Genomic DNA, 24676 nt, shown 5'->3' with positions numbered 1-24676 from the left:
GGCAACGATTTAGCTGCGGGAACGCCAGGCGAACGGGGCTTGCAGGGATCGACTTTCCCTCTGCTATAGGGTGATCTGCAGTCACCTCGGGAGAATTGATGACTATGGCGTTGCGATCCGTACGATGAACAGCGACGTTAGTGATTCGCCATGGGCTGGCTCCGCGCCACCGAAAAATATTGCGTTCGTTGCGACAGGCACGTCCAAAGCAGAGGACGGCTTTTCGCGGCTGGTTGATCGTTATGGTAACTGTCCGGTTGAAATGGCCGAAGTGGTGGTCTGTCTCGGCGGGGATGGTTTCATGCTCGAAACGCTTCGTCAGGTGATGGACAGGCCGGTTCCTGTTTATGGCATGAACTGCGGTTCGGTCGGTTTTCTGATGAATCCCTTTGACCAGGACGATCTTCCCGCGAGGCTCACGGCCACGCAAAGTGCCGTTTTACATCCGCTTCATATGCGCGCGACCTGTGTTGACGGGAGCGTTCATGAAGCCGATGCGCTCAACGATGTCTTCCTGTTCCGGCAGACGCGGCAGGCTGCGAAAATCCGGATTGATGTCGATGGTCGTGAGCGGATGCCGGAACTGATCTGTGACGGTATTCTTGTTGCAACGCCGGCCGGTTCCACTGCCTATAATCTTTCGGCACATGGGCCGATTGTGCCTCTTGCGGGCAATCTTCTGCCTCTGACGCCGATCAGTGCATTCAGGCCCCGCCGCTGGCGCGGCGCGCTCCTGCCTTCGAGTGCGGTTGTGACCTTTTCCATACTGGAAACGGAAAAGCGACCTGTTGCGGCTGTCGCCGACTTCACCGAAATTCGTGATGTCGTGTCGGTCGTTGTCAGAGAAAATCCGGCCCGATCGGTGACCGTTTTGTTCGATCCGGGACAAACACTCTCGGAGCGGATTATTACCGAACAGTTCTCAGCGTAGGATCTGCCGCCATGAATTTCGTTTTCCGTGCCATCGTCGGAGTGGAGTCACTATGAACAGGCTGCCAGAGATAAAAACTGTGTCCAGGCGGACTCTTCTGAGACAAAGCTCGTGTGCGGGCATCGTTCTGAGCACTGCCGGACTGACGGCATGCTCGGAAGCGCGGAAACGTTCGGAAAGCGACATGGTATTTGACCCTGTCGATCAGATCCTGCGTGACGCAGTGGCGAAAGGCGATGTTCCCGGGGTTGTTGCGGCGATCGGCCATAATGGCACCATTGTTCACCGTGCAGTCATGGGGCATCGCGCCCTTGTTCCGGCTCCGGAGGCGGAGACATGGGAGACCCGGTTTGACATGGCGTCGCTGACCAAAGCCACAGTCACGGCACCGTCGGTGATGCAGTTATGGGAACAGGGACTGTTTCAGCTTGATGATCCGGTGGCGCGCTATTTGCCTGAATTTGCACAGAACAAAAAACAGGATGTCACAATAAGGCAGCTTCTCACCCATTTTTCCGGGCTTCCGCCTGATATCGATCTGGCTGAAACCTGGAAAGGCAGGAGTGAAGCGATCCGGCGGGCGATGGGCGCCAGGCTGGCCGCGCCCGTCGGAACAAAATTCATTTACAGTGACATCAACTTCATCACTCTGGGACTTCTGGTGGAGAAGTTCAGCGGGCTGACGCTGGACGTTTATGTTGCCCGTCATATTCTTGCGCCAGTCGGCATGACGCAATCGGGCTTTCTTCCGGATGCTTCACTGCGACCGCTTATCGCACCGACAGCGTATGATGAGGCGCATGTCCCGTTACGCGGTGTGGTGCATGATCCGACGGCGCGTCGTATGGGTGGCGTGGCCGGTCATGCCGGACTGTTTTCCTGTGCGCAGGATATGACGACCTATGCACAGAGTTTACTGGATCGTCGGGCCGGACGATCCAGTGTCTATCCGCTGAAAACCGAAACCGTCCGGCTCATGACAACGCCGCAGCAACCGGGAACGCAGGATTTTCGCGGGCTGGGATGGGACATTGGATCGCATTACGCGACACCGCGCGGAGATATTTTTCCACTCGGGTCGTTTGGACATACGGGCTACACAGGCACATCCTTATGGATGGACCCGGCAAGCGATTCTTTCGTGCTGATCCTGACCAATCGTGTGCATCCGGCAGACACACACGGCAAAGAGATTGTCCGGTTGCGCCATGATGTGGCCACTGCTGCTGCGCGGGCACTGGGACTGACGGCCTGAAAGCAGCGTCGTCTCCTCTTCCCGCTTTACAGCAAGAGGCCTGGGCTTTGACCTGTGTGAACAGGCAGGACTCTGCCCGGGAGCTCAGGAAAAGGTTTGCTAAGAGGCTGTTTCAAAAGCTCATCAGGAGCCTCTCGCTGAGCACTGAGGCTTTTGAAAGGCTCTGTTTGCGTTAGGTGCTGGCCTTTGATTTTTCAAAGGGTTAGTGGAGACCGGGCTCTGCCCGGACCCGGAAGGGGTCGCGGACCCCTTCACCCCGATCTGTTTAATTAAAATGGTTTCCAAAGGTCTGTGACCTTTGGTGGGTTCCAGGGCAAAGCCCTGGGAAGATGCCAGCACCTGGTGCCGGGCCAGACCCGGAGAGTTCTGCATTCACAAAGTAGTCTTCACAGTCTCTGGCATCATTCACCACCAATGCCAGACTGCGATTGGCAGCAAATAACATTTTTCCGGTATGTGAGTAATTTTCACCGATCGGTGAGCGTCTTCAGGAATACAATAATGTCATCAATTTCCTGATCCGATAATGCTGGGTTATCACCTGGCTTGCGATCGAATGGCGCATCTGTCTTGTCAATATTATGTTTGTATTTAGTGGGAAGATCATCGTACATAAGCGGATGACCGTTTTGTTTTGCAGCATAGAATCGTTCCGGCTTCAGTTCACGCAGGACATAGAAATCCAGAACCTGTTTCAGTGAGTGAAACACACCATTGTGGAAAAACACGTGACGGGAACCTGTATTACGCAGTGTCGGGGTTGCGAACATTCCACAATATGAACTCAGTGTTTTTCGTCCGTCTGGCTGTCGGTCACAAACGCCCAGATCGTAATAGGACGGATTTCGGTTTTGCGTGAGTTCCCTGTTCCGTGGCGCACCCAGTGCTTCATACTGGTGGTCTGTGAACAGGGGCGGCAGGCGACCGGGCTGAACTGTATCCAGGTGACAGGCGGCGCAGTTACCTTTTCCAGGATCATTGAACAGGAGATATCCCTGCCTCTCCCGGGACGATAATTTTTCTTTTCCTTCAAGCCAGGAATCGAATTTACTGGAATAGGGATGAAAAGCGGGGTCTTCGATCTGGTAGCGCGCCAGAGCGAACATTGCCTCATCAAGCAGAAAGCCGGGAGAAGCTTCTCCTTCGATCCCGGCCAGTTGTTTCAGCGATGCCGTGTATGGAGCATTGTCGATTCGCCCGAGGACCTTTGAGGGTGTTGAGGCCATTTCCGCCGGGTCATACATCGGCCCCGCGGCCTGCTGCTGAAGGGTATCGGCGCGACCGTCCCAGAAGAGACCACCTTGCGGAACAATGTTTACGGCCGATGCTGCGGTGTTGGCCGCATTTTTGGAGCCGTGGGATGCGCCGGTGGCGTTGGCTGGAATGGGTGGGGCATCTTCGCTGACCGGATTATCGGGACCGATGCTGAAATTGGGTCGTCGTTCAAGGTAAGTCAGTGTCGGAACAGCCCGACGCCCCTGAAGATTCAGGTCATGTCCACCGAGGAAAACCGACGATTCTCCTGATGCGGCATAATGATTTTTCGGATCGTGGCAGGAGGCGCAGGACAGCTTTCCTGAGCCGGAAAGATTTTCATCATAAAAAAGCGCTTTTCCGATAAGGGCCATTTCGGAAAGAGGCCGGCTTTCAGGTTTACGCAGAACCACCGGACAGGGATTGCTTCCGTCTTCCTGAGGGAGACAGCTATCCGGTGACCGGGCTTCTGCGGTTCCCGCAAAAACGAAAGCAATCAGAGTAATGCAGCCCAGAACGGGCTGCATTGAACGAAAAATATCAGACATAATTCTGAAGATAGGACCACAGAGCCGCGAGAAGGGTCTGGAGCGACGTCTGCGATGAGGAGCCTGAATTCGAAGACGCATGATTACTGCCGGAACCGAACGGCGAGTCATCGTGTTTGCTGCTTCCCTTGTCATCATTATGACCGGAGATCTGGCCGGCACGAATGTCACCTGTGTCAGGATCCAGAAGCAGTGACTCCGTATTCGGCTGACCACGGAAATCGAACATATCGTCGATCTTTCCGGTGGTGCTGTCGAAGGAACCCTCTCCGAGACGCTTTCCACTCAGCCAGTTGTCTTCGATGAAGCGGACAACAGAAGCCTGCGTGATCAGCTCGTGGCTGACATAGTTCGTCTTTGACCATGGCGAGATAACAATGAGCGGTATGCGGGTTCCAGGGCCGCAGCGACCGTTGACTGCTTTTCCATAGACACCTTTCGGTGCTGTTCCGGCACCGCACTTACCTGCACCATCGAGCTGGTCGGCGGAGGAATCGAATGATCCATGCAGAGGGTTTACGAACGCATGGTCATACCAGCCATCCGAGTCATCATAGGCGATGATTACGGCGGTATCACGCCATTCGGAACTTTTCTGAAGCGCGTTGACCACTTTCACGACGCCGACCTGCTCATCGAGCGGGTTGGAATAACCGGCGTGACCATCCTGATAGGCCGGGAGCTTGATGAAGGAGACAGCAGGAATGTTACCGGCCTTCACGGTCTTGTAGAAATCGTTCAGGTCATACTCGTGATTGGCCGGCTCTTTTTTCGACGTGCCCGGAATATAGCTGTAACCGATTGAACGGACGGAATCAGGTCGTGCGTGCGTCGGGTTGGAGGTGCTTTCGTAATACTGGAACCAGTTGTGATGCGGAATGTAGTCCGCCACGTTTTCGGAAACGACCGTTGAGTAGGTCTGGCGTTTGCAGGCGGTCGATCCGTCTTCATTGGTGGCGGTGAGATCGAAACCACCCATGAAGCCGCCCCAGGTGACTCCGCGCTCGTTGAGCAGATCACCGATGTTGCGGCTTGTCATCATCGCCTGGTTGGTCGAGGACGAGCAGGTATCGTAGCCCGGATCGATGTCGTTGATCATTGTCCAGCCACCCTGCCCGTCGGAGATGTAGGCGGAGGAAGTCGTTTTTGTGGACGGGCTCTGGGTTGTGAAGCGGATCTGCATACCGTTCGTCTGACCCGAGACGACTTCGAGAGCGCCCGGGGTTGACGGACCGTAGGTGTCGGTGAACGCGTTGTCGCTCATCGCGTAACGCTGTGCATAGTGCCAGTATGCGGTGACGGTATTGCCGTCATAGTAGCCCAGCACCTGACCTTTCGTGCCGAATGCGCCGACGCCACCTGAGGAACCGTTGCCTGTGTAGAGCGGGAAGAGATCGGCCTTGCCGCCGTCATAGGCCATCTGCTCGGCCGTATAAGCGTGGTTCTGGTCGGCCGTGCTGGCCTGCGTGCGGTCCAGGCGGAAAGGCAGCGCCGCACCGGTTCCGTTGGCTGAACCGGAGTTCGGGTTCTGAGTCAGCAGATCGGCTGAGGCGAGGTTGTTCACGGATGGCGTGCCGGACTTCGCGCGGAAGCCAGGTTCGCCGGTCGGGTTGGTCGCCTTCGGATACGTTGCGAAGTAGTGATCGAAGGAGACGTTCTCCTGATAGATCACAACGAGATGGCGGATCGGTGTTTTCGTTTCGTAACGATCACCCTGTCCCGACTGATTATGGGAGCTGTATCCGAAGTCACTGCTGCTCGCAAAGCTGATGGCTGGCGAGAAGACTGACAGAGACAACAGGGTAGACAGTGCAAGCCTGGCCCGTTTCACAGACACGTTACAGAACCTTTCTTTTTCGCCATCACCACGGAGGCTCTGCAGGGACATGAGCACTTTTTCACGCGGGCGGCTCTGGGAGAGCAATGGAAACGAAAAGTTAATTAGATGAACAATTTGTCATGGTGTGTGATCATTTTATGAAATGGATAATAGGCTCTTCTTTCATTCACCTGACTTAAAACATCATTATCAGAGAAATATCTTTTCAGAATGGATTCAAAGCTACGGCCTGTGGAAACGAGGTCAGCGCGCCGGGGCGGTTTCCAGCGCTTTTCCGACCATACCGATCACATGTTCCGCCGTGATCAGACGCGAGCACTCGAACTGACGGGGGGTATTGGCGTGGCGGGGGCACCAGAGGAAATCGTGGTGATCAAATCTTTCACGCACGTCATTCCAGCAGGAGTTGCAGGTGTGCCAGTTGATCACCCGGTAGGGTGTATGAAATTCGTTCGTGGGATGCGTAAATCCTGAGATCATGACAACGGGTGTTCCCGCTGCCCATGCCAGCCATGACAGCCCGGAACTGAGGCCGATGAAGAGGTCAGCGTGCCGCAGCCAGCGGGCACGTTCCGCGAGGGGGCGATTGCCTGTTTCGTCTTCGGCGCCGTGGGGGAGACTGTTCCAGATGATGCCGGTTCCGTGGACAGGTTTCTGGTCGATACAGATAACGCGATAGCCCTGTTCTTTCAGGAAGCGGGTGAGTTGCCGCCATCCATCCGGATTATTCCAGTATTTGCACTGTGTGCTGGCCTGCACGGCGATACAGACGTAGCGTTCCCCGATCGGGCGCGTCTCATCGGGCAGGGCGAGACGAGGCGCGATCTCGACGGGTTCGACACCCAGAATGTAGGCTGCGGTTTTATGCAGACCCACAAGCCGGAAATCCGTGGGCTGGTGAACGGCTGCCGTGTCGTCAAAGAACAGTCCGAGACTGTACATGGCGTATGCGTCATCCGTCACCGCCTGTTCGCGCGCGTCTTCGGCGCTGATGAGTGTCAGGTCCGGATAAGCGTGCTGCAGAACAGGAATGATCAGATTCGAGAGGATGCAGGTAACTTTTGCGCCGTGCTGTTTGGCCAGACGTTCGGCATATGGAAACCAGGCGAGCGTGTCGCCCAGGGTTCCGACCGGGAACTGGATGATGACTTTTCTGTCACGCAGATCCATCCTGTGCGTGAAGATGGAGTGGGCCGATCCGTCGTCCCTGATTTCCTCCACTCTGATTTCGAAACGAACGAAAAACTGTTTGGACGAACGGGCAAGAGCGCCTGTGTTCTCATTGAGAAAGAGAATATTTCCCGTATCAAGATCTTTCAGTGTCAGTCGCCATTTTCCGCTTTCGCGTTTGGGCAGCAGGACACGGGCGCCGGCGTTGAAATCGAAGCGTATGCCGTGCGGTCCGGCGATTGCCGGTGTCCGGGTGGGGGCGACACAGGCAGCATTGACCGGGCGCGAGGCTGTCTCCGGCTGTGGTTTCGGCCCGGGGTCAGGGGAGGCGGAAGCGGGGACCGTGTCACCCTCTTTCAGAATGGTATCGGTGTCGTCAACACGATCGGAAAGCGAGACATCCATTGCAAGCATAGCCTGTTCAGCGGGGAAAACATCAGGTCGGGGGAGGAGACGGTGTTGTCCCCTCCCCCCGCGAGGCAGGTCAGGATAATGCGCGCATGACCTGTCCGGGTTCGAGAATGGCACGCAGACGTTCGGCCACTGTGGAAGCGTCGTTGTTTCGCCGCACGTAATTCCGGACTTCGCGGGCATGGGCGCATCTGCTGCTCCCCTCTCTGTGAAGCACAAGGATCTGTGCGGCCAGGGTTTCGGGATCGCAGGCGACAAGTCCGGCCAGCGTTTCAGGGAGGTTTAGTCCTTCGGCTGCGACCGGTGTCATCACGCAGGGAACGCCTCGCGCGAAGCTTTCCAGCACCTTTCCCTTGATGCCGGCGCCGAAGCGTAATGGGGAAACACTCAGGCGCACTTCTGAGAACATTGTATCGAGGTCGGGTGCGTGGCCGACGATCCCGACACCGTGTCTTTCAAGAGCCCTGATGGACTCTGACATATCTGCTCCGGCCAGCAGGCAGCGAATGGAAGGCTCCTGTTTCCAGACGAGCGGCATGATATCGCGGACCAGCCAGAAAGCAGCGTCCACGTTTGGTTCGTGGCTGTAATTTCCGAGGAAGACGAGGCCGTTCCGTTCCATGGGCGTTTTCGGCTCTGGCCGCACGGACACGCTCCAGGGCACGACGTGAATGGTGGCCTGAGGCAGCGCGACCTGCATTTGCTTTGCTTCCTCGGGGGAGTGGACCAGAACCGCGTCGGCCTGAAGCGCGGCTGTGTATTCAGCGTGTTTCACGGAGCGGGCGCGGGCAATGAGTTCCGGGCGCTTCTGGACACCGGCCTGGCGCAGGGTTCTGACGTGGTGCAGGTCGGCCACGTTGTAGAGGACGCGGGCTGAGCGCTGGTAGCGCCGGACGAGCGCCATGTAGCGGGTCGCGATGTCCTGCCGGTGCAGATAGACCACGTCGAAGATGTCGGCGTGTTTGGCGAGCACATCTTCCACGCTGCTGTAAAGCGGTGCTGTCAGCATGGTGATGCCGGCGATCTGCGTGGAGGGACTGCCGCCGCTCATCTGGTCGGCGGCCACGAAGGACACCTCATAACCCAGCGTGATGAGGGCACGTGCGTGTGCGAGCACTGCGCAGGAGCCTGCGTCGCGGTTTATGTCCGGGTGCATGCCGTCGATGATCAGAGCATGACGGCGAGGAGCCGGTGTTCCGGCAGGAAGGCCACGGCGGCGGCGGGCGCTGGTCAGGGCGCGGGCGGTTTCACCGCTGGCTGTCCGGACGCGGATGCGGGTGAGCTGATCGACCTGGCCGAGCAGGAAGGAGAGCACACGATCCTGCCCTTCCAGACTGGCGGCGGAGGTCACGACGCGACGGATGGCGTCTTCTGCGTCCTGATCGAAGGCGTTGACCGGCTCAAGCGTGACCGGGGCGCCCAGCAATGCACCATCGTTTTCGCGGCGCACTTCGATGACATGGCGGGTGAAGGGCGGAAGACCTTCGGGGAGCAGGACATCGAACCCGCAGCGCAGACCCCGGCCCGTTCCGGACACGTCCTGACGGATGCCATTCGCGACGACGGCGGCGATGAGGTTTCCGTTGTCGAGGATCTGGAGAGCGACGGGCTCGTCAGGGGTTTCCGGGGTCCATGCCCAGCCGCCGATCCGGTCGCGCGTTACGAAATCGACATATCCTTCCAGCGCGGTTTCGGACGGAGTGACCGGCACGGCGATCCGCGTCGGGCCGGAGGCTGTCTGGTCGAGCATCCACGGGGTGTTTTTCAGGGCTGCCCTGTCGCTGACGCGGCGGACCTCGATGACATGCCGCCGGAAGGGGGACAGGCCGCCGGGAATCAGGAAGGTGAATCCGTATGCGCCACCGGCATCGGGGCGTGGCTGGTCCGCAATGACCTCACCCAGCACGACACCTCTGTCCGTGATGTGCAGGCGCACCGGCTGACTGGCGCCCTCCGTGCGGGCCCAGCCTTCGATGCGTGTCCGGCTGACGAGATCGAGATAGCCGAGCAGCGGTGCGTCTTCGGGACGATTTTCGCTGCCATCCGCAGCAGGCGCGTTCAGGCGGCTGCGTATCCGTTCGATCCCGGCTCCGTGTTCCACACGCGGGGCGCAGTATGTCGCGGGCTGCGTGGAGGCGTCCGGGTAAAGCGTCGCGTATTCAGCGGCGTTATGGAACATGCCGCGTGAGCCATCGTCGATGAAGGTTTCGGAGGGTGCCCCGTTGGCGAGGACGAGGTCGTGGCTGTCGAGTTCGATATGGAAGTAAGCCACTTCGTCCATGCATTCGGCCTGGACGATGCTCGTGCCGTTGACCAGCGTGACGGCCGGGACCAGCACACCATCCAGGAACATGGCGTGGAGCGGGGAGACGGACAGGTCGGTTGTGGGCAGGTTGTTTCCGAGCGATCCTTTGCGGAAGACGACGGGCAGGATGTCCCGGTTGCCCCGTGCGAACTGGCCGGAATAGGAGCGGCGGCCGATCCAGCGGATGGGGCGAGGTCCGTTTTCGGCGGTGATGACGTGGTCACCGATGCTGAGCTGTTCGACGGGGATTTCCCCGTGTTCCGTCGTGATCAGCGTGCCGCGGCAATAACAGGGCGTGCCATCCTGCACCACGCTGAGCAGCGTGCCGCTGCCGGTGTCGCCCGAGAGAGCGAAGGAGGCGGCGTCGTATGTGCCGTCGAGGTCGATGGTCATGGTCTGGCCGGCGGCGCTGATGGTCAGTTCGAAGCCGCCGGAGAGCTGGAGTGCTGTGGCCGAGGTGTAGTCCATGTCAACGAGATCGATGGTGCTGCCGGACCGGAGGAGCACGTCTTCCGCGGCGGCTCCGCTGCTGAGCACGAGCGTCCCGCCACTGGCGATGATGGCACCGTCCAGCGTTCCGCCTGAGGAGACGGTTGCCGTGCCCGCGATGAGGTCTCCCCTGACGAGTCCGACACTCCCGATGGTCTGCACGCCGCCGGCTTCGACGATAACGGTGGAGGCCGCGCCGCCGACGAACTGCGATGCGCCGGATTCGATATCGACCCGTTCGGCATAGCCGGGGCTGCCCGCGCCGCCGCCGCCTGTTGCGGTCAGGCCGCTATTGGCGCTGGAGAGCGTGGCGCTGGTGGAGCCGGGAGCAATGTATTGCACGGCGCCCGCGAGGAGGATGGTTTCGTCGGCGGTACCATAAACATACTGCTCGCCGCCGATAACGGCCGTGTTTTCCGCTACACCGTAGACTGACTGGCTGGCGCCGGACCAGACCTGGGCACTGACGGTGACGCCGCCCTGGCGCACATCCTGGAAGCTGCCGGAATTCAGGATTGTAGCAGAGTCTGTGGCGCCGGAGGCGAGTGTTTCCGTGCCGCCACTGAGCAGCAGGGTGGCGGCCGCGCCGGCGCCGCTGGCGAGGTTGAGGTCACCGCTGACGGTGGTGTCGGCGGCAAGGCCACCGCCGAGGACGGAGAGGGTCGCTCCGTCTTCGATCAGGGTTGTGATGGTGGCGCCGCCGGAGAGAACGATGGCCGAGATGCCTGCGGACAGCACTGCGCCATCAATGGGAGCTGTGGTGGCGCTGACCGGCGTTGTATCGTCATAGAACACTTCGCCGGACGAGACGACGAGGCCACCGGCGAGAGTGGTGTCGGTCACATTGGCGCCGGGCATGACGATCAGCGTGCCGCCTTCGTCCAGTTCTTCACCGGTTGCGGTGCCTCCGGCGGATACGACCTCAATGGCACCGTCGCCGATGACGTTGCCGGAAGCAGAGGCGCCTGAGAGCACCATCACGACGCCACCTGTCTGTTCGTCCGCATCCGACAGGGTGCCTGAGTCGAGAACTGTGCCACCGGACTGCACGGTGGTTCCGGTTGCGGCACCCGTCGTATCGATGGCCTGCTGGCCGGACTGCCCTACGACCGCGTCAAGGGCTGTTCCGCTGACGGTCTGGAGTCCGCCTTCGATCTGGCTGGCCTGAGCGGTTCCGCCGACATCAACGACTTCCGAGCCCGAGACGATGCTGCCGGAGGTCAGCGAACCGTCTTCGATGAACAGAGTGGACGCCCCGGAGATGATGGTGTCGTCGGCTTCGCCCCCCTGCTGGACGATGGCGTCACCGTTGGTGCCGTCGAGGACGAGGCCGGAAGCGGTGCCGGCAATGCCGGACAGGATGACGCCGCCTGAGGAGATGATGACACCGGAGGTGACGACGGTTCCGCCCTGCGAGCCGATACTGTCGGCCTCACCTCCGTCAAGAACGATAAGTGTTGCGCCGGAAGCAACGATTTCGCCTGAGACCTGTGCGCCGGAGGAGACCACTTCAATCGCGCCGGAGAGGAGAGTATCGCCGGTTGCTGTGGCGCCGGAGGCCACCGTCAGTCGTGCGCCGGAGGTGATTGTGGCGCTGAGGATGGCACCGTGAACGTCTGCCGTGCCACCGGCCCCGACGGTGGTGGCGCTGGCTGTGCCGAAGATGGTCTGTGTGGCGCCGGAGGCCACCTGCGTGCCGATGGCGGTGCCGCCCGCGGAGATATATTGCTCGCCATCCGCGAGAATCTGTGTGCCGGAAGCGAGGCCGCCGGAGCGGATGGTTTCCGTGGCCAGGCTGCTCACCACGGTGCCGTCGGTCAGGCCGCCGGAGAGCACCTCAACGTCACCGCTATCCTGTGTCTGGTGGGCCACGCCGCCTGCGGAGACGCTGAGCATGGCGTATTCGCCGATCACGGCGGCATCTGTGGCGCCGCCGGAGAGGATTTCACCGTCTGCGTTGTAATCGTCGAGAGTCAGGCCGGAAGCCGTGCCGGCGATGGCAGAGGTCACGCGTTCGTTCTCGACGACGAGCACGCCCGCGCTGACGATCTGTCCACCATCTTCCAGTGTCAGATCCGTGGCGGACGCGCCGCTTTCGAGGACGAGGGTGCCACCCGATGCGATGGTTTCGCTGGTGACGGCTCCGCCTGCGGAGACGATTTCAAAGCCTCCCGAGGCAATGAGGTCGTTCTGTCCTGCGCCGCCTGAGAGGATTTCCGTGAGGCCGCCCGCGGAGGTGGTGACGCCCTGTGCCGTGCCGGTGACCTGTTCCGTGCCGCCGGCCTGCACGATGGCGCCGGAGGTGGTGGCGCCCTGGACTGTCAGTTCGGCGCCACCGCTGCCGATGACTGTTCCTGTTGCCGTGCCGGAGACGGTCTGTGTGGCGTATCGGCCTTCGACGGTTGTTGCGGTGGCCTGCCCTCCGGCGGCGACTGTGACCACGCTCCCGTCCACTGTGCCGCTGGCGAGGCTGCCGGACAGGACCTGGAGGACGGCGCCCGCCGTGATTGTGGCGTCATCGACTTCACCTCCGGGGAGAACAGCCGCGCTTTCGTAAACATTGTCGATGGTCAGACCGGAAAGCGTTCCGGGTGTGACGGAGACGACTGCCGTGCCGGACGTTACGTAGACGCCGGCCGAGACGACATTGCCGCCGGCGTTCACGGTTCCGCTGACTTTTGCGCCGTCGAGGACGAGCAGCGTGCCACCGGAGCCGACGGTTTCGCTGATCACGGTGGCGCCGGAGGAAGCGACCTCGATGCCGCCGGACTGCACTGTGTTACCGCTGGCGAGTGCGCCCGCGGTGAGGAAATCGGTTCCACCGTCCCCGATCAGGGCATTGACGGTCGTGCCGCCGATCTGCTGCACGCCGCCGGAGCCGACATCCGTGTCAGAGGTTGTGGCGCCTGCCGAGACGTAGAGCACGCTGCCGTCGGTGACGGATGCGCTGTCGATGAGGCCGCCGCTACTGATGAAGGCGGAGGCCGCGCCTTCGAATGTCGCTGTTTCGAGGATGCCGGCAGCGGACACCCAGACGTAGCCTCCGCTGTTGAGCGTGTAGTCCGAACCGAGACCGGAGATGCGTCCGGAGCCGCCTTCGATATCGACATCGATTGCGATCGCGCCTGCGCTGACGCCGAGATAACCGCCGGATTCCAGCAGAACGCCGGAGACGATGCCGGAATGTTGCCAGATCAGCCCGCCATTGACGGCAGTGAGATCCTCACCCTGGCCGCCGGACCAGATGCGCAGTGTTGCGGAATCACCGATCGTCACGCCGCTGATGTCGCCACCGGCGGAGATGTAGTCATATGTTTCGGAGAGCTGTGTTCCGCCTGTGAGCAGGCCTCCCGAGAGCACGGTGATGTTGCCGCCCTGTGTGGCGGAAGCGATGCCACCGGACAGGACGGTTTCGCTGCCATTCAGATCGAGCGAGGCACTGAGGGTTTCGCCTCCGTCATAGACGGTGACAGTCGCTCCGCTGCCGACAGACGGGTCCGACATTACGTCCGCGGCGGCGCTGAGCGCTCCCCCGTTCGACGTGAGGACAACCGTTCCGGAGATGATTTGCGAGCCGGATTCCGGCAGAAGACCGGACACTGACGCGCCGTCCATGACCACCAGTGTTGCACCGGAAGCGATGGTTTCGGAAACGGCTGAACCGCCGGAACAGATGATTTCGATGGCACCGGAGCTGATGATATCATTCTGTGCGATACCATCCGCACTGACGTTCAGCGATGCACCGGACAGGACTGAAAAACCGCTGACCTGACCACTGACCTGCTCAATACCGCCTGACTGCACCGTGCCGCTGACAGAAAGGCCGCCGGTTTCGACGATTTCGGTGCTTCCGGACTGCACGACGGTGCCGGAAGCCTGCCCGAACACATCCTGCCCGGCACCTGCGGACAGGACATCGCCTGTTGCTGTCGCGCCGGTTTCGATCAGGACCGTTCCCTGTTCCTGAGCGGAGGTCAGATTCGCCCCGGCATAGACATCCAGTGTCAGGCCGCTATCGACGGGAAGACTGTCTTTTGCCAGATCGTCGGCGGAAAAGGCGCTGACGAACTGGCCGGAAGAGGTGAGCAGGGCGGCGGCGGAAATGATATCCCCGCCTTCGTTGATGAGACCGGTGGCAGTGGCGCCCGGGATGAGGACCAGCTGGCCGCCTGTGAGCACGGTCTCCCCTGTGACGCTGGCACCGGAGGAGACGATCCCGACACCGCCGCTGGCGATTGTGTCGCCGCTTCCGATGGCGCCGCTTGCAAGGATGTCGATTCCACCGGAGGAGATCACGGCGTTGTCAGTCTCGCCGGCGACCTGTTGCGAACCGCCGGAGAGGACGGTGGTGCTGACGGTTTTCGCGCCTGCCGAAACATACAGGGTCGCACCGTTTTCGACTGTCACCTCTTCAGTGAGGGCGCCGCTGCTCATCATCGCGTAAGCGGAGGTGTCGAACGTGGCCCCGGAGAGTACACCACCGGCCGAGATCCAGAGATAGGCGCCGCTGGTCAGGGTATAATCCGTTCCGATCCCGGAAATTCGCCCTGATCCGCCGTTGATCGTCACATCGGTCGCGCTGCCGCCGGAACTGACGCCGATGTAACCGCCGCTGGTGACGATATCCGCGCCGCTTGCCACGCCGCCCGAGGAGACCCAGAGGTAGCCGCCGGATTTCACCGTTGTATCCGTTGCGGTTCCGCCTGCTGAAAGACGGATGATTCCGGAGCTTGTAACGACTGTTCCGGAGGCCTCAGCGCCTTTGAAGATGTAGAAAGCAGCGCCGGATGTCGCTGTTCCGTCAACGGAGAGGCCACCCGAACTGACCTGAATCCCACCGATACTGTCGCTGCTGACGCCACCGGAATAGACATAGAGCAGCGCACCTGCGTCAAGACTGGCACCGGTGACGATGCCGCCGGAGGAGATGTTGACCCGACCGGAGACGGCGATGTCGAGGTTTTCGGCCGTGCCGCCCGCTGACACGGAGAGAACACCACCGGTTTCGACGGAGCCATCCATGACGGAAGCCCCGGCAAGAATCTTCACGATCCCTCCGGACTCGATATCGAGTCCGGAGACCTGAGCACCGCTGCTGAGCGTGAGCGTATTGCCCGATGCAACGGTGACTGAAGAAGCAGTTCCGGAAAGCGATGAGGCTGTCATGAATGAAAAATCTCCAGCAGGCATGGTCATCCGGAGGACCGGCCTGTTCGTTCGGCGGAAGAATCGGGGATATGCAGGGAGCGTCTTACGTGAGTGACGGGGCGGCAGGTCCGGCTTTCCAGGTATGGAGCGGAGGCATCCCTTTTTTCCGAAACACAGACGGCATGACGACGCTTTCAGTTCAGACGTCGCACGGAAGACGGCAGCGTGTTGCGCCGACCTGTCACCATGCCGTCTTTTGTTAACTGATTATTAACTAGGTGCCTGGCTCAGACATAGAAAGTTATGTTTCCGCGAAACATTTGTTACAGCGCTTCAGCACCTGCTCAGAGCCTGGAAAACATGGTCCGGCATGTTAAAAAAATGGCGCTTCCTGTTTTCTGAAGTCCGAAAACGCCGGAATGGTGCAGGGTTTTATTTTGGAGAGAGTCGGGAGGGCGGTTATTCTACCGTCACATAGGTCATCATTCCCTGGTCTTCGTGATCCAGAATGTGACAATGCAGCATGACGTCACCCGGGAAATCATCGTATCGGGTGCGAACAACGGTCTGGAAGCCCGGTTTCACGAACAGGCTGTCCCGGAAGACATGGCGCTGGTCGCAGTATTCAGGACTGTAAGACGCATCGTTCGTATTTCCGGAAGCGTTGAGACGATATTGCAGCCTGCACTGCCCGCCGGCCGTAAAAATCGACTCTCCCGTGGTCTCGTCAACGATATCCATGATTTCGACGGGATTGACGTGAATGTGGAACACATGCTGCCCGGCGCTGGTGCCCGTTCCCATGGTGTGGGTTCCGATGCGCCATTCGTCCACATCTCCCAGCCTGACGTGATAGGAGTGCGTCGGGTCCATACTGAAGGGCAATGCGCTGACTCCGTTGATTTTCACCAGATCATTTTCGACGAGGCCGATCATCCCGTTAATGCTTGTGTCGGGCATTGGCTGATCCGCCGGCAGAGAAGCTCCGGCGGCAAGAGGCATGCTCAGCGAGCCGAAGAATGCGGTTGGTCTGTGCGTGACAGTGGCCATCGAGAGATCACTCCCGGGCTCTCCTCCCGGTGGAAAATAGGCGAAGTCGGAGAGATCGAACAGCGCGAGACGGGCGCGCACAAAGGAGGGGAGACCTTCCGATCCCTGCTCGAACAGTTTCCGGATTCGCGCCTCACTTTCGGGCTGCTGCGCCATGCTGTTTCCGTCTTCCGGCGCGACGGACACCACGGCAATCAGCGCGGGTGATTTTCCTTCCGGACGCGATCTGAGCGGGATGACCGTGTTCAGAGTGCTGCCGCCCTGATCGACGACACAGTAAAGGCCGGGCTTGCGGAACGTGACCAGAGCGTCACTGCGCTGACCGGGAAAGAGATAATTGATGTCTTTTCGGGAGACTGATTGCCGGGTCAGTCCATCTTCGGCGATTTCATACTGGGCGACTGTCTCCCCGTCGCAGGTCATGGCCTGCGCATCGTTTCCTGCGTAAGACGGCGGATGCGGGCCTCCTCCCGCAGTGCTCCGGCGTGTCCCGATGATTGATATGTTCAGTGTGTCGTGGACGCCGCCTGCAATCATGCGCCAGCGTTCCACCCGTCCGACACGGGTATTGAGAACCGGCTGTGTCTCGCCGTTGACGAGTGTGTAGCGCCGGGAGAGCTGCCAGGCGTCACGGCTGGTGCCATCCGGGTCGGTTCGGCTGCCGATGAACTGACTGTGGAAGTTTTCGACGACGCCGTCAGCATTTTTCGGGCATTGCCATATGCCGGTGGTTTCGTCCTGCATCAGGGTTTTATATGTTTTGTCGGTGAAACATCCGTAAGGGATCTGTTCGAAGAGCATGATTCGTTCCGGGATCGGTTCGCCGGAACTGTCATGCAGGATCGTGTCGAGATCCGCGACGCCGCCATGATTTTTCCTGTCCGTGTATCGCCGTTTTCCGCCGACGATCAGAACACCCTCTTCCCCGCTGGCCACGCCGATGGATGTCGCTCCATGTTCGTGCGCATGGTACCAGAATGTTCCGGCCGGATGATCGGACGGGATGGCGTAACGATAATTCCAGCGCCCGCCCTGCGGCAGGATGGCGTGCATGACGTTGTCGCTGTGTCCCTGCGGAGAAACATGCATGCCGTGAAGATGCAGGTTCTGGTGGTTAAAACAGGATGGCGTATTTATGGTCTTCGGGCAGTTATCCGTCGGCTCGTCGGGCAGGTTGTTCGTAAGATTGATATGCAGATCGTCACCGGGCGACACAACGATGGTCGGTGCGGCAAGGCATCCGTTATAAGATCTGAGCCTGACAGTATCATTCCGGTTTTCTGCCGGATTCCATATCCTGTTTCGTGAGTAGGCAAGATCAAGATTTGCCGTCACCGTCGAGCCGGAGCGCCGGACGGAACCGGCACCGCAGGTGGATTGTGCTTCCGGGAGGCGGGACGACCAGTAAGAGGGATGAGCGGGCTCCCTGTAACTGTGCGTGCTGTCGGAAAGAACCTGATTCGCTTCTTCCGATGAGAACTGGTGTGCCTGTAACGGGGAGAACAGGAAGATCAGACCAGGAAGCGGACCTGTCAGAAAAAATGATCGCGGAGACATCGGAGCCTTGTCAGGGAAAAGCTGATCATGACGAATATTACGTATGATTTCCTGACGTCATTTTATGAATGACTTTGATTTTGCGATGTGATCGTTGCATGACATTCACGTGACAGAAATGGCCTGTCACCAGGCGAGGTGGGGATCTTTCCGTTTTTGACTCATGATTTTAACGCCAGCGAGTTTATCTTTTTCCGACACTTCAGGCATGAAAAACTTTGAAAAAACCGGAGACATTCTTTTTGTTTCCGATCCTTTTGAAAGCGTGACGGCTTCCGGAGCAATTGCCGTGACGGTCCATCCATCAACCTGCTCTCCGACTGTCACGACACGGCTTTTCGCCTCCTCCTTCTCCGGTTTGAAAATCGCTCGCCAGTTTCGGTCTTTTCCCACGATTCCTGAAATGTCGAAACTGCCTTCATCCGATCTCGCAACGCCTTTCGGGCGACGATCCGGCTCGAAAAGCGGACGAAGGAGAATGGCACTGACTCTGTCGTTCGGCTCACCTGCCTGGACCGGCGGCGGTGGCTCTGCGTGAGCACAGGTGATGGTCATGCCGGCCAGGATGCAAATGCGGAGAACGGATCGGATGAGCAGACCACCGGATTTCATGATGACGTTCTCGTTTGTAAAGTCCGGCGTGTTTCATCAAACCGGAGCAGGCGGCCGGCATTGGCGAGGCCGGCGAGCGTTGAGGCGTTGTGGAGCACGGCGGCCATGACGGCGCCCTGCGCGCCGAGCAGGTTGAACGCGGCGCAGGTGATGAGGATACCGGTCCAGCCAACGCCCATGCCCACGTTGACCTGGATAGTGCGCCGGCAGCGGCGGCTGAGTCGGATGGCTGTGCCGAGACGCCGGAGGTCTGACTGCATCAGGACCAGATCGGCGGAACTGAGTGCGACGTCGGTGCCCTCCGCTCCCATGGCGATTCCGACAGCGCCCGCGCGCAGGGCAAGGGCGTCGTTGATTCCGTCTCCCACGACCAGAGGACGCTGACCATGATCGATTTCAGTCAGAACACAGTTCATTTTTTCGGCCGGGAGCACTTCGGCCTGAATGACCGTGATGCCAACTTCAGCTCCGATCCGCTGCGCGACAGCGCGGCGATCTCCGGTGAGGAGGATCTGGCGGGAGAGGCCGAGGTCACGCAGATCCTGCATAGCCCCGGCGGCTTCGGGACGCGGGCAGTCGGACAGGAGCAGCCAGCCCAGCAGGGTACCGTTCCGGCTCAGACAGACCATTGGTCCGTCATGGTCGGGAACGGGGCCGGGATCGATCCCCTCCCCTGCCAGCAGGGCAGGTCGTCCCATGAGAAATATGGTGCCGTCCTCCGCCACGGCGCGCAGGCCGAGTCCATGCTGTTCCTGCACGTCGCTGAATGAGAAGGACGGGTGGGTGGTTGTGGTGCGGGCCAGCGCGCGGCTCACCGGGTGGGTGCTGAGGCTGCCCAGCGCGGCGCCGAGGGACAGGAGCTGCTCCTCCGTAGTGCCGGGTCGGGCGAGTGTGCGGTCGAGGGCGAGGCGGCCGGTTGTGAGGGTTCCTGTCTTGTCGATGACAAGGGATGTCACGTCGGCGAGATGTTCGAGAAAGGCGGTGCCCTTGATCAGGATTCCGTGGCGGGCGGCAACGGCGATGGCGGCGATGGACGCAGCCGGGGCGGCGAGGACGACGGCGCAGGGGCAGGACGCGACGAGGACGGCAAGCATGGCGGAGGTGGAGCCGGACGCGAACCACACGGCGGCGGAGATGGTCATGATGAGCGCCATGTATCGGCCGGCGTAACGCTCCAGCAGGCGTGTGAGGGGTGGTTTGGCTTCTTCCGCCACTTCCATGAGGGCGATGATCTGCCCGAGTGCCGTTTCACCACCGATGCGGGTGATTTCCGTGGTCAGCACGCCGGAGAGATTGATCGTTCCGGCAAGGACGCGGTCACCGGGTCCGACTTCGACGGGGACTGACTCGCCTGTGAGGGAGGCCATATCCAGCGAGGACTGGCCCGTGAGGACAATTCCGTCGGCGAGAACGCGGTCGCCGGCGCGAAGTTCGAGGCGGTCTCCCGTGGCGAGCTGTGAAGCGGTGACGGCCTCTGTTGTGCCGTCCGGGTTCAGGCGCAGGGTTGTGGTGTCGACGAGGCGTTCCAGCGCGCGGATGGCTTCCTGAGATCCGAGCAGGGAACGCTCTTCGAGCACATGTCCGACGATCATGACGATGGGCAGCAGCGCAGCCGTGAGCAGATCGCCCGCCGCCCATGAGGCGAGCATGGCCACGGCGACGAGCTGGTCTGTGAGGCCATGCAGCGACGGATGGCGCAGGCTGGCGAGTGCCGCGCTCAGGACGGGGGCGGCAACCAGCAGCGCGGCACCGGTGGCGGCGAGGTCGGGCACGGCGCTGTTGGCGGAGACCAGATATTTCCAGACCAGGGCGATCACCAGCAGCCAGCAGGCAATCATAGCGAGCACGAGACGGCTTCCCAGCGCCCATTTCCCGGCGTAGGTCATCAGGGCGCCAGGCCCCGCGGCGGTTGTCACCTGCTGTGCGTGATGACCGAGCCCGCGTCCGGCATCAGGCGCTGAGGAGAAGCTGGTCGCGCTCATGGGATATTTCCTTCGCCCTGCCCGGCTTCGGATGGCTGTTCAGGCATGGGACCGGGGAGGAGAATCTGCCCGGTCTCCGGGGCGATCCCGGTAACACGCCCGGCCTTTGCGAAGATGGCGGTCGTTTTTTCGCGCCATGCCTGGAGTTCGACGGCGTGGCGCGTATCGGCCGATGGAGCGCGCGCCGCATTTTCGACGGCAGAGATGGCGGCGGTTTCCCCGGAAGCCTGATGGACGGACTCGACGGCGGCGGCGGCGGCATCCGCGCCCAGACGATCACGTTCGCGACCGGCCTCCTGAAGGATATGTTCCGCTTCCGTGCGGGCGGCTGCGATACCCTGTGCGGCGGACTGTTCCGCTGTGAGCACCTGATCGAAGGCCTGCTTTGCACGCGGCGGCAGGACGACCATGAGGTCGATGCGGGCCACTTCGATCCCGGGATCGGTGTTGTGGCCACGCAGAGCTGCCAGACGGGCATTCACGGCAGCGAGAAGTTCGCTGCGGAGGGCTGCGCGACGCGCCGGGAGCGCATCGTCTCCCGCGGCTGTATCGAATGAGGACCGGACGACGAGAAAGTCCCCGACAGGGTGGGACGCCGCGACATCCGTTGCCGCGGCGTAAAAGAGCCGTCTCAGGGCGGCCGGGACGTGCGGGCGGGCCTGCACGTAGGAAACCGGGCGGACGATACGATAGAACAGGTTGGCGTCCAGACGAACGACGTTGCCGTCGCCGGTCAGGAGGTAGCTTGAATTCGCGGCATCCCGGCTTTTTTCCATGTGATAGAAATCATCGGATTCCTGAAGTTCGAGATCCGTTTCGTCACTGCTGTAATCAGTGTTGTCACGCGTGACGTGCAGGGAGAGCTGCTTATCCTGCGAGGGCAGGAAATAAACGTTTTCAAATGGCCCTGGCAGGGCGACAACAAGTCCGGAGTGCCGGACGGACATGATCTTTCCGTAACGCACCACGATTGCGTTGCTGTCGGGAGGAACGGAACGGATGTTGCCGGTGAGCCAGACCAGTCCGAGCAGGATGGTCACGCCGCTCAGCACCATGAAAGCGAGACGGACGGACTGTTCCAGCGCGCCGTCGACGGGCGGTCCCGGTTCCCCGACCACGCTGATTTCCGGCGTCACCGCGCGGTCCTGGCTTTTGTCTGATGGTCATCGGTTCTGTGCGGAGGGAGTGTGGCCGGAGTCCCCTGCCCTGCTTCCCGGAGACCGGTCAGGGCGTTGAAGGGGGGCGCATCGGTGCGCATGACCAGTCGCGTGCTTCGGCCGACAATGCTGTTCAGCGTATCGAGTGTGCGAAGGGTTGTGTAGAGGTCAGGATTTTTCGTGTAGCTGTCAGCGTAGATCCGGGCGGCGTCTTCGCGCGCCTTTGCTTCCGTTATTGCGGCGTCCGCTTTTGCCTGAGCGACGATGATACGGGCATCCCGTTGGGCGTCGGATTTGATGGCGGCCGCCTGACGCAGCCCTTCAGCGGTTCGGGCGGCGGCAACGGTTTCACGCTCGGCTCTCATGCGTGCGACTGTCGCGCTCAGCGTTTCGGCCGGAAGGCTCAGGCGCTCCATGCCGACCTGATCAATATGGATGCCGTATATGGCTTCGACCTGCGGCTGGAGAGCGGCCAGCAGCTTTTTCTCGAATTCGGGAATTCTGACCTCCCGTGCGTCTGTGTTGACGAGGTTTCGGAGAGGGAAATCGCTTGCCACAATCTGGAGCGTCGAGCCGAGCAGGGATCTGAGCTGGCGGGCGGCCTCGTCCGGATCATTTCCCGTGGCGCGGAGGAAATGCCGGATGTGTTCGGGATCTCCGGAGACCGACCATGCCAGATAGGCCTGCACCAGCACGCGCAGTCCGTCACGTGTTCCGACATCCTGAAGGCCGCCTGAGGTTGTGCGCGTTTGCAGGTCGACAACCTGTCCGACTTCGAGCGGGGCGGGAAGTTTCCAGAGCAGGCCAGGTTCGGTGCGGACGCGAACCGGTGCGCCGAAGCGTGTGACCACGACGGCCTTGCCGGTTTCGACCGTGAAGGATGTGGCCGTGGACAGGGCTGCGCAGAAAACCAGCCCGGCGATGGCAAAACGTGAAACGAGGCCAGGCAGTCCTTTTCGCTTTGATGGGCTTATGCCTTCGGGAAGGGCGAGGGCTGACTGCCTGTTTCCCGTTTCCGGGAGCATTCCGTTTACCGGTCCGTTCATTTTGAGGCCGCGCTGTCTGCAGGAGGAAGAAGGCTGAATGGCATGTCGCGCAGATCCAGAACGCTGCGTGGGATACGGCTGTCCACGACTGTTATGGCCGCGCCGTTCAGGGCGGTTTTCAGAGCCGCGAGATAATATTCGAGCAGGAAAGCCTGTCCGCTTTCGTGCCATGCCCTGTCATCGCCGGTCATCCGCGTGGCGTCGGCGCGCGCCGCCTTTCGGATGGTTTCCGCCTGCGCCTGGGCCGATGATTGCAAGGTGTAGGCATCCCGGCGCGCGAGAGCGGCGGTCCCTGCGGCACGAGTGCGTTCTTCGGCCACGCTCATCTGCACCCTGACCTCGGCGGCCTGCACAGCGCGCCATGACCGGGCGGCAGCGGCCGGTGGCTGAATCGAGTCGATGAGAACGGCGACGACTTCGATGCCCGAATGTCTCTGATCGAGGCTGGCCTGCAGATCTGCGGAGATGATTTCCGCGACCTTATCGCGCCGTGTCGCCATGACACCTTCGAGCGTTTCAGAGGCAAAGAACATGACCAGATCGCTGCGCGCAAGGGAACGCAGCAGTTCATCGGGGGACGAAACGTTGTAGAGCGCGTCCATTGCGCCCTGATCGGAAAGGCGCACGCGGTAAAGAATACGCAGATTAACAGTGAGCATTTCAAATCCGGCCCGGCCGTCGGCGCTGCGGGCGACGAGATAGGAGGCATCCTCGGGGGAGTCCTCCCATAACCGGTTTGCGCTTTCCGGTGCCTCGCCTTCGGCTCCGGAGACATCGGCCGCAGCCTTTGCCGCATCGGCATGATCAGTGATGACTGTGGAACGGATCGTTCCGAACTCGGTCAGTCTGACATAACCGAAAGGGCGCGGCAGCACGATGTGCAGTCCCGGCCCCAGAACAGCCTGCGGAATTCCGAAGCGTTCGTAAATTCCTCTCTGATTCTGGTCTATTTTCACGACACCGCTGAAGGTCCAGGCGAGGAGGATCATGGCGCCAGTGACCGGGAGCATGGCACGCCATACGAAACTGAGTGCCCAGCTCTGCTCGAAATCAATGCCGAAACTGGTCTTCATGACCATTGCGACGCGCGCGGGGTGCAGTGCCAGCGGGCTGTCGAAAAGGATATTTCCGATGCAGGCGGACGTGGTAGCCACGGTTGCAGGAGGAGAGAACAGCCGGACGATGACTCTGATGATGGTTTCGCAGGCGGCGGCGAGTGTCAGGCATATCGGGATAAGCCACGGCCAGGTTAACAGACTGATATCGCTTGCGCCGCAGCCGGCCAGAAAACCTGAGAGTGCAAGGCTGACAATGACGGCGCGGAGCAGGGCGGCCAGACCGCCGGCCTCCAGGATACCGGAATGGCGTCCTGTCGCAAGCGAGCGTTCCAGAAGCAGAAAAATGAAAGCGAGCACAAATGTCAGGGCTGATGCCAGGCTGAGTGCGGTGTGGCTGAACGGCGCCAGATCCGTAACGCGCCCTGACGATTTCTGTGCAGCGACGAGTGCCATCAGCGACAGGGGCAGTATGGAGAACGCCACGAGCCACCCGGATGGCGACGGGGTGTTCAGGTCGGCTTTTTGCCGGGATCGCATGACGATCAGTGTTGCGAGAGTTCCTGCTGTGACAAGGGAGAGATTAGCAATCAGGAGTCCGGAAAGTGGCGTTTTTGTGATGAGAGCGGCGAAACTGCTTTGATTTACAGAGGGTTTTCGCGCGACCGAGACAATGACCCAGACAAGCGCCAGAGCGGTGGTGGAAACGGCGCAGATCGTAATGAGTGCGCGCCGGATTGCCTGCATGTCGTGGCTGCAACTTTGTGCCTGCGGGGAAAATGCCACATCTGGTCCCTGGCTTTGATATTCTGCCACGATGACCGTTTTTCCCCTGCCCTGCCTTAAAAAATCCTCTGCGTTAT

12 protein-coding genes are annotated in these 24676 nt (G+C 60.6%); 2 read left to right on the top strand and 10 right to left on the bottom strand.

The features are described 5' to 3' along the window. Positions 1–124: 124 nt before the first annotated feature. The gene (locus GOB85_RS09865; RefSeq protein ID WP_173577333.1) at positions 125–931 is read left to right on the top strand and encodes an NAD kinase; all 807 of its coding nucleotides are present in this window, start codon (positions 125–127) and stop codon (positions 929–931) included. Between the two features lie 52 nt (positions 932–983). Beyond that, positions 984–2186 (top strand): serine hydrolase domain-containing protein, encoded by a 1203-nt coding sequence (locus tag GOB85_RS09860; RefSeq protein WP_173577334.1) that lies wholly within the window; start codon positions 984–986, stop codon positions 2184–2186. Between the two features lie 467 nt (positions 2187–2653). Here GOB85_RS09860 and GOB85_RS09855 read toward each other — a convergent pair whose 3' ends face one another. From GOB85_RS09855 to GOB85_RS19690, 10 genes are all read right to left on the bottom strand, one after another. After that, positions 2654–3988: a cytochrome-c peroxidase gene (locus GOB85_RS09855; protein WP_242011421.1), complete on the bottom strand. Its 1335-nt coding sequence runs from the start codon at positions 3986–3988 to the stop codon at positions 2654–2656. After that, positions 3981–5876 (bottom strand): phospholipase C, encoded by a 1896-nt coding sequence (locus GOB85_RS09850; RefSeq protein ID WP_173577335.1) that lies wholly within the window; start codon positions 5874–5876, stop codon positions 3981–3983. The genes GOB85_RS09855 and GOB85_RS09850 overlap by 8 nt, the downstream gene beginning before the upstream one ends. Before the next feature lie 195 nt (positions 5877–6071). Continuing rightward, positions 6072–7403 carry an autotransporter strand-loop-strand O-heptosyltransferase gene (locus GOB85_RS09845; protein WP_173577381.1) on the bottom strand — a complete coding sequence of 444 codons (1332 nt, stop codon included), beginning with the start codon at positions 7401–7403 and terminating at the stop codon, positions 6072–6074. A 79-nt stretch (positions 7404–7482) separates the two neighbouring features. After that, positions 7483–15372: a Hint domain-containing protein gene (locus tag GOB85_RS09840; RefSeq protein ID WP_173577336.1), complete on the bottom strand. Its 7890-nt coding sequence runs from the start codon at positions 15370–15372 to the stop codon at positions 7483–7485. A 441-nt stretch (positions 15373–15813) separates the two neighbouring features. Next, positions 15814–17961: a multicopper oxidase family protein gene (locus GOB85_RS09835; protein WP_173577337.1), complete on the bottom strand. Its 2148-nt coding sequence runs from the start codon at positions 17959–17961 to the stop codon at positions 15814–15816. Between the two features lie 126 nt (positions 17962–18087). Next, on the bottom strand, positions 18088–18573 hold the full coding sequence (locus tag GOB85_RS09830) for a hypothetical protein (protein WP_173577338.1): 486 nt from the start codon (positions 18571–18573) through the stop codon (positions 18088–18090). Beyond that, positions 18570–20555 carry a heavy metal translocating P-type ATPase gene (locus tag GOB85_RS09825; protein ID WP_173577339.1) on the bottom strand — a complete coding sequence of 662 codons (1986 nt, stop codon included), beginning with the start codon at positions 20553–20555 and terminating at the stop codon, positions 18570–18572. Before GOB85_RS09825 ends, GOB85_RS09830 begins: the two co-directional genes overlap by 4 nt. Continuing rightward, positions 20552–21691 (bottom strand): SPFH domain-containing protein, encoded by a 1140-nt coding sequence (locus tag GOB85_RS09820; RefSeq protein WP_173577340.1) that lies wholly within the window; start codon positions 21689–21691, stop codon positions 20552–20554. The genes GOB85_RS09825 and GOB85_RS09820 overlap by 4 nt, the downstream gene beginning before the upstream one ends. After that, positions 21688–22737, bottom strand: coding sequence for a protease modulator HflC (hflC, locus tag GOB85_RS09815; RefSeq protein WP_173577341.1), 1050 nt, complete (start codon positions 22735–22737; stop codon positions 21688–21690). The genes GOB85_RS09820 and hflC overlap by 4 nt, the downstream gene beginning before the upstream one ends. 17 nt (positions 22738–22754) lie before the next feature. Further along, positions 22755–24599, bottom strand: coding sequence for an SPFH domain-containing protein (locus GOB85_RS19690; protein ID WP_173577342.1), 1845 nt, complete (start codon positions 24597–24599; stop codon positions 22755–22757). Positions 24600–24676 lie beyond the last annotated feature (77 nt).

The organism is Acetobacter fallax (genome assembly GCF_011516735.1).
Lineage (GTDB): Bacteria > Pseudomonadota > Alphaproteobacteria > Acetobacterales > Acetobacteraceae > Acetobacter > Acetobacter fallax.
The sequence above is the reverse complement of the archived record's forward strand: the minus strand, read 5'-3'. Positions and strand labels throughout refer to the sequence as shown.

What these genes read in the sequence shown, in the direction of transcription:
- GOB85_RS09865 (WP_173577333.1), top strand. Translation starts at nt 125, where the DNA reads ATGAACAGCGACGTTAGTGATTCGCCATGGGCTGGCTCCGCGCCACCG.
- GOB85_RS09860 (WP_173577334.1), top strand. Translation starts at nt 984, where the DNA reads ATGAACAGGCTGCCAGAGATAAAAACTGTGTCCAGGCGGACTCTTCTG.
- GOB85_RS09855 (WP_242011421.1), bottom strand. Translation starts at nt 3,988, where the DNA reads ATGTCTGATATTTTTCGTTCAATGCAGCCCGTTCTGGGCTGCATTACT.
- GOB85_RS09850 (WP_173577335.1), bottom strand. Translation starts at nt 5,876, where the DNA reads ATGTCCCTGCAGAGCCTCCGTGGTGATGGCGAAAAAGAAAGGTTCTGT.
- GOB85_RS09845 (WP_173577381.1), bottom strand. Translation starts at nt 7,403, where the DNA reads ATGGATGTCTCGCTTTCCGATCGTGTTGACGACACCGATACCATTCTG.
- GOB85_RS09840 (WP_173577336.1), bottom strand. Translation starts at nt 15,372, where the DNA reads ATGACAGCCTCATCGCTTTCCGGAACTGCTTCTTCAGTCACCGTTGCA.
- GOB85_RS09835 (WP_173577337.1), bottom strand. Translation starts at nt 17,961, where the DNA reads ATGTCTCCGCGATCATTTTTTCTGACAGGTCCGCTTCCTGGTCTGATC.
- GOB85_RS09830 (WP_173577338.1), bottom strand. Translation starts at nt 18,573, where the DNA reads ATGAAATCCGGTGGTCTGCTCATCCGATCCGTTCTCCGCATTTGCATC.
- GOB85_RS09825 (WP_173577339.1), bottom strand. Translation starts at nt 20,555, where the DNA reads ATGAGCGCGACCAGCTTCTCCTCAGCGCCTGATGCCGGACGCGGGCTC.
- hflC (WP_173577341.1), bottom strand. Translation starts at nt 22,737, where the DNA reads ATGCTCCCGGAAACGGGAAACAGGCAGTCAGCCCTCGCCCTTCCCGAA.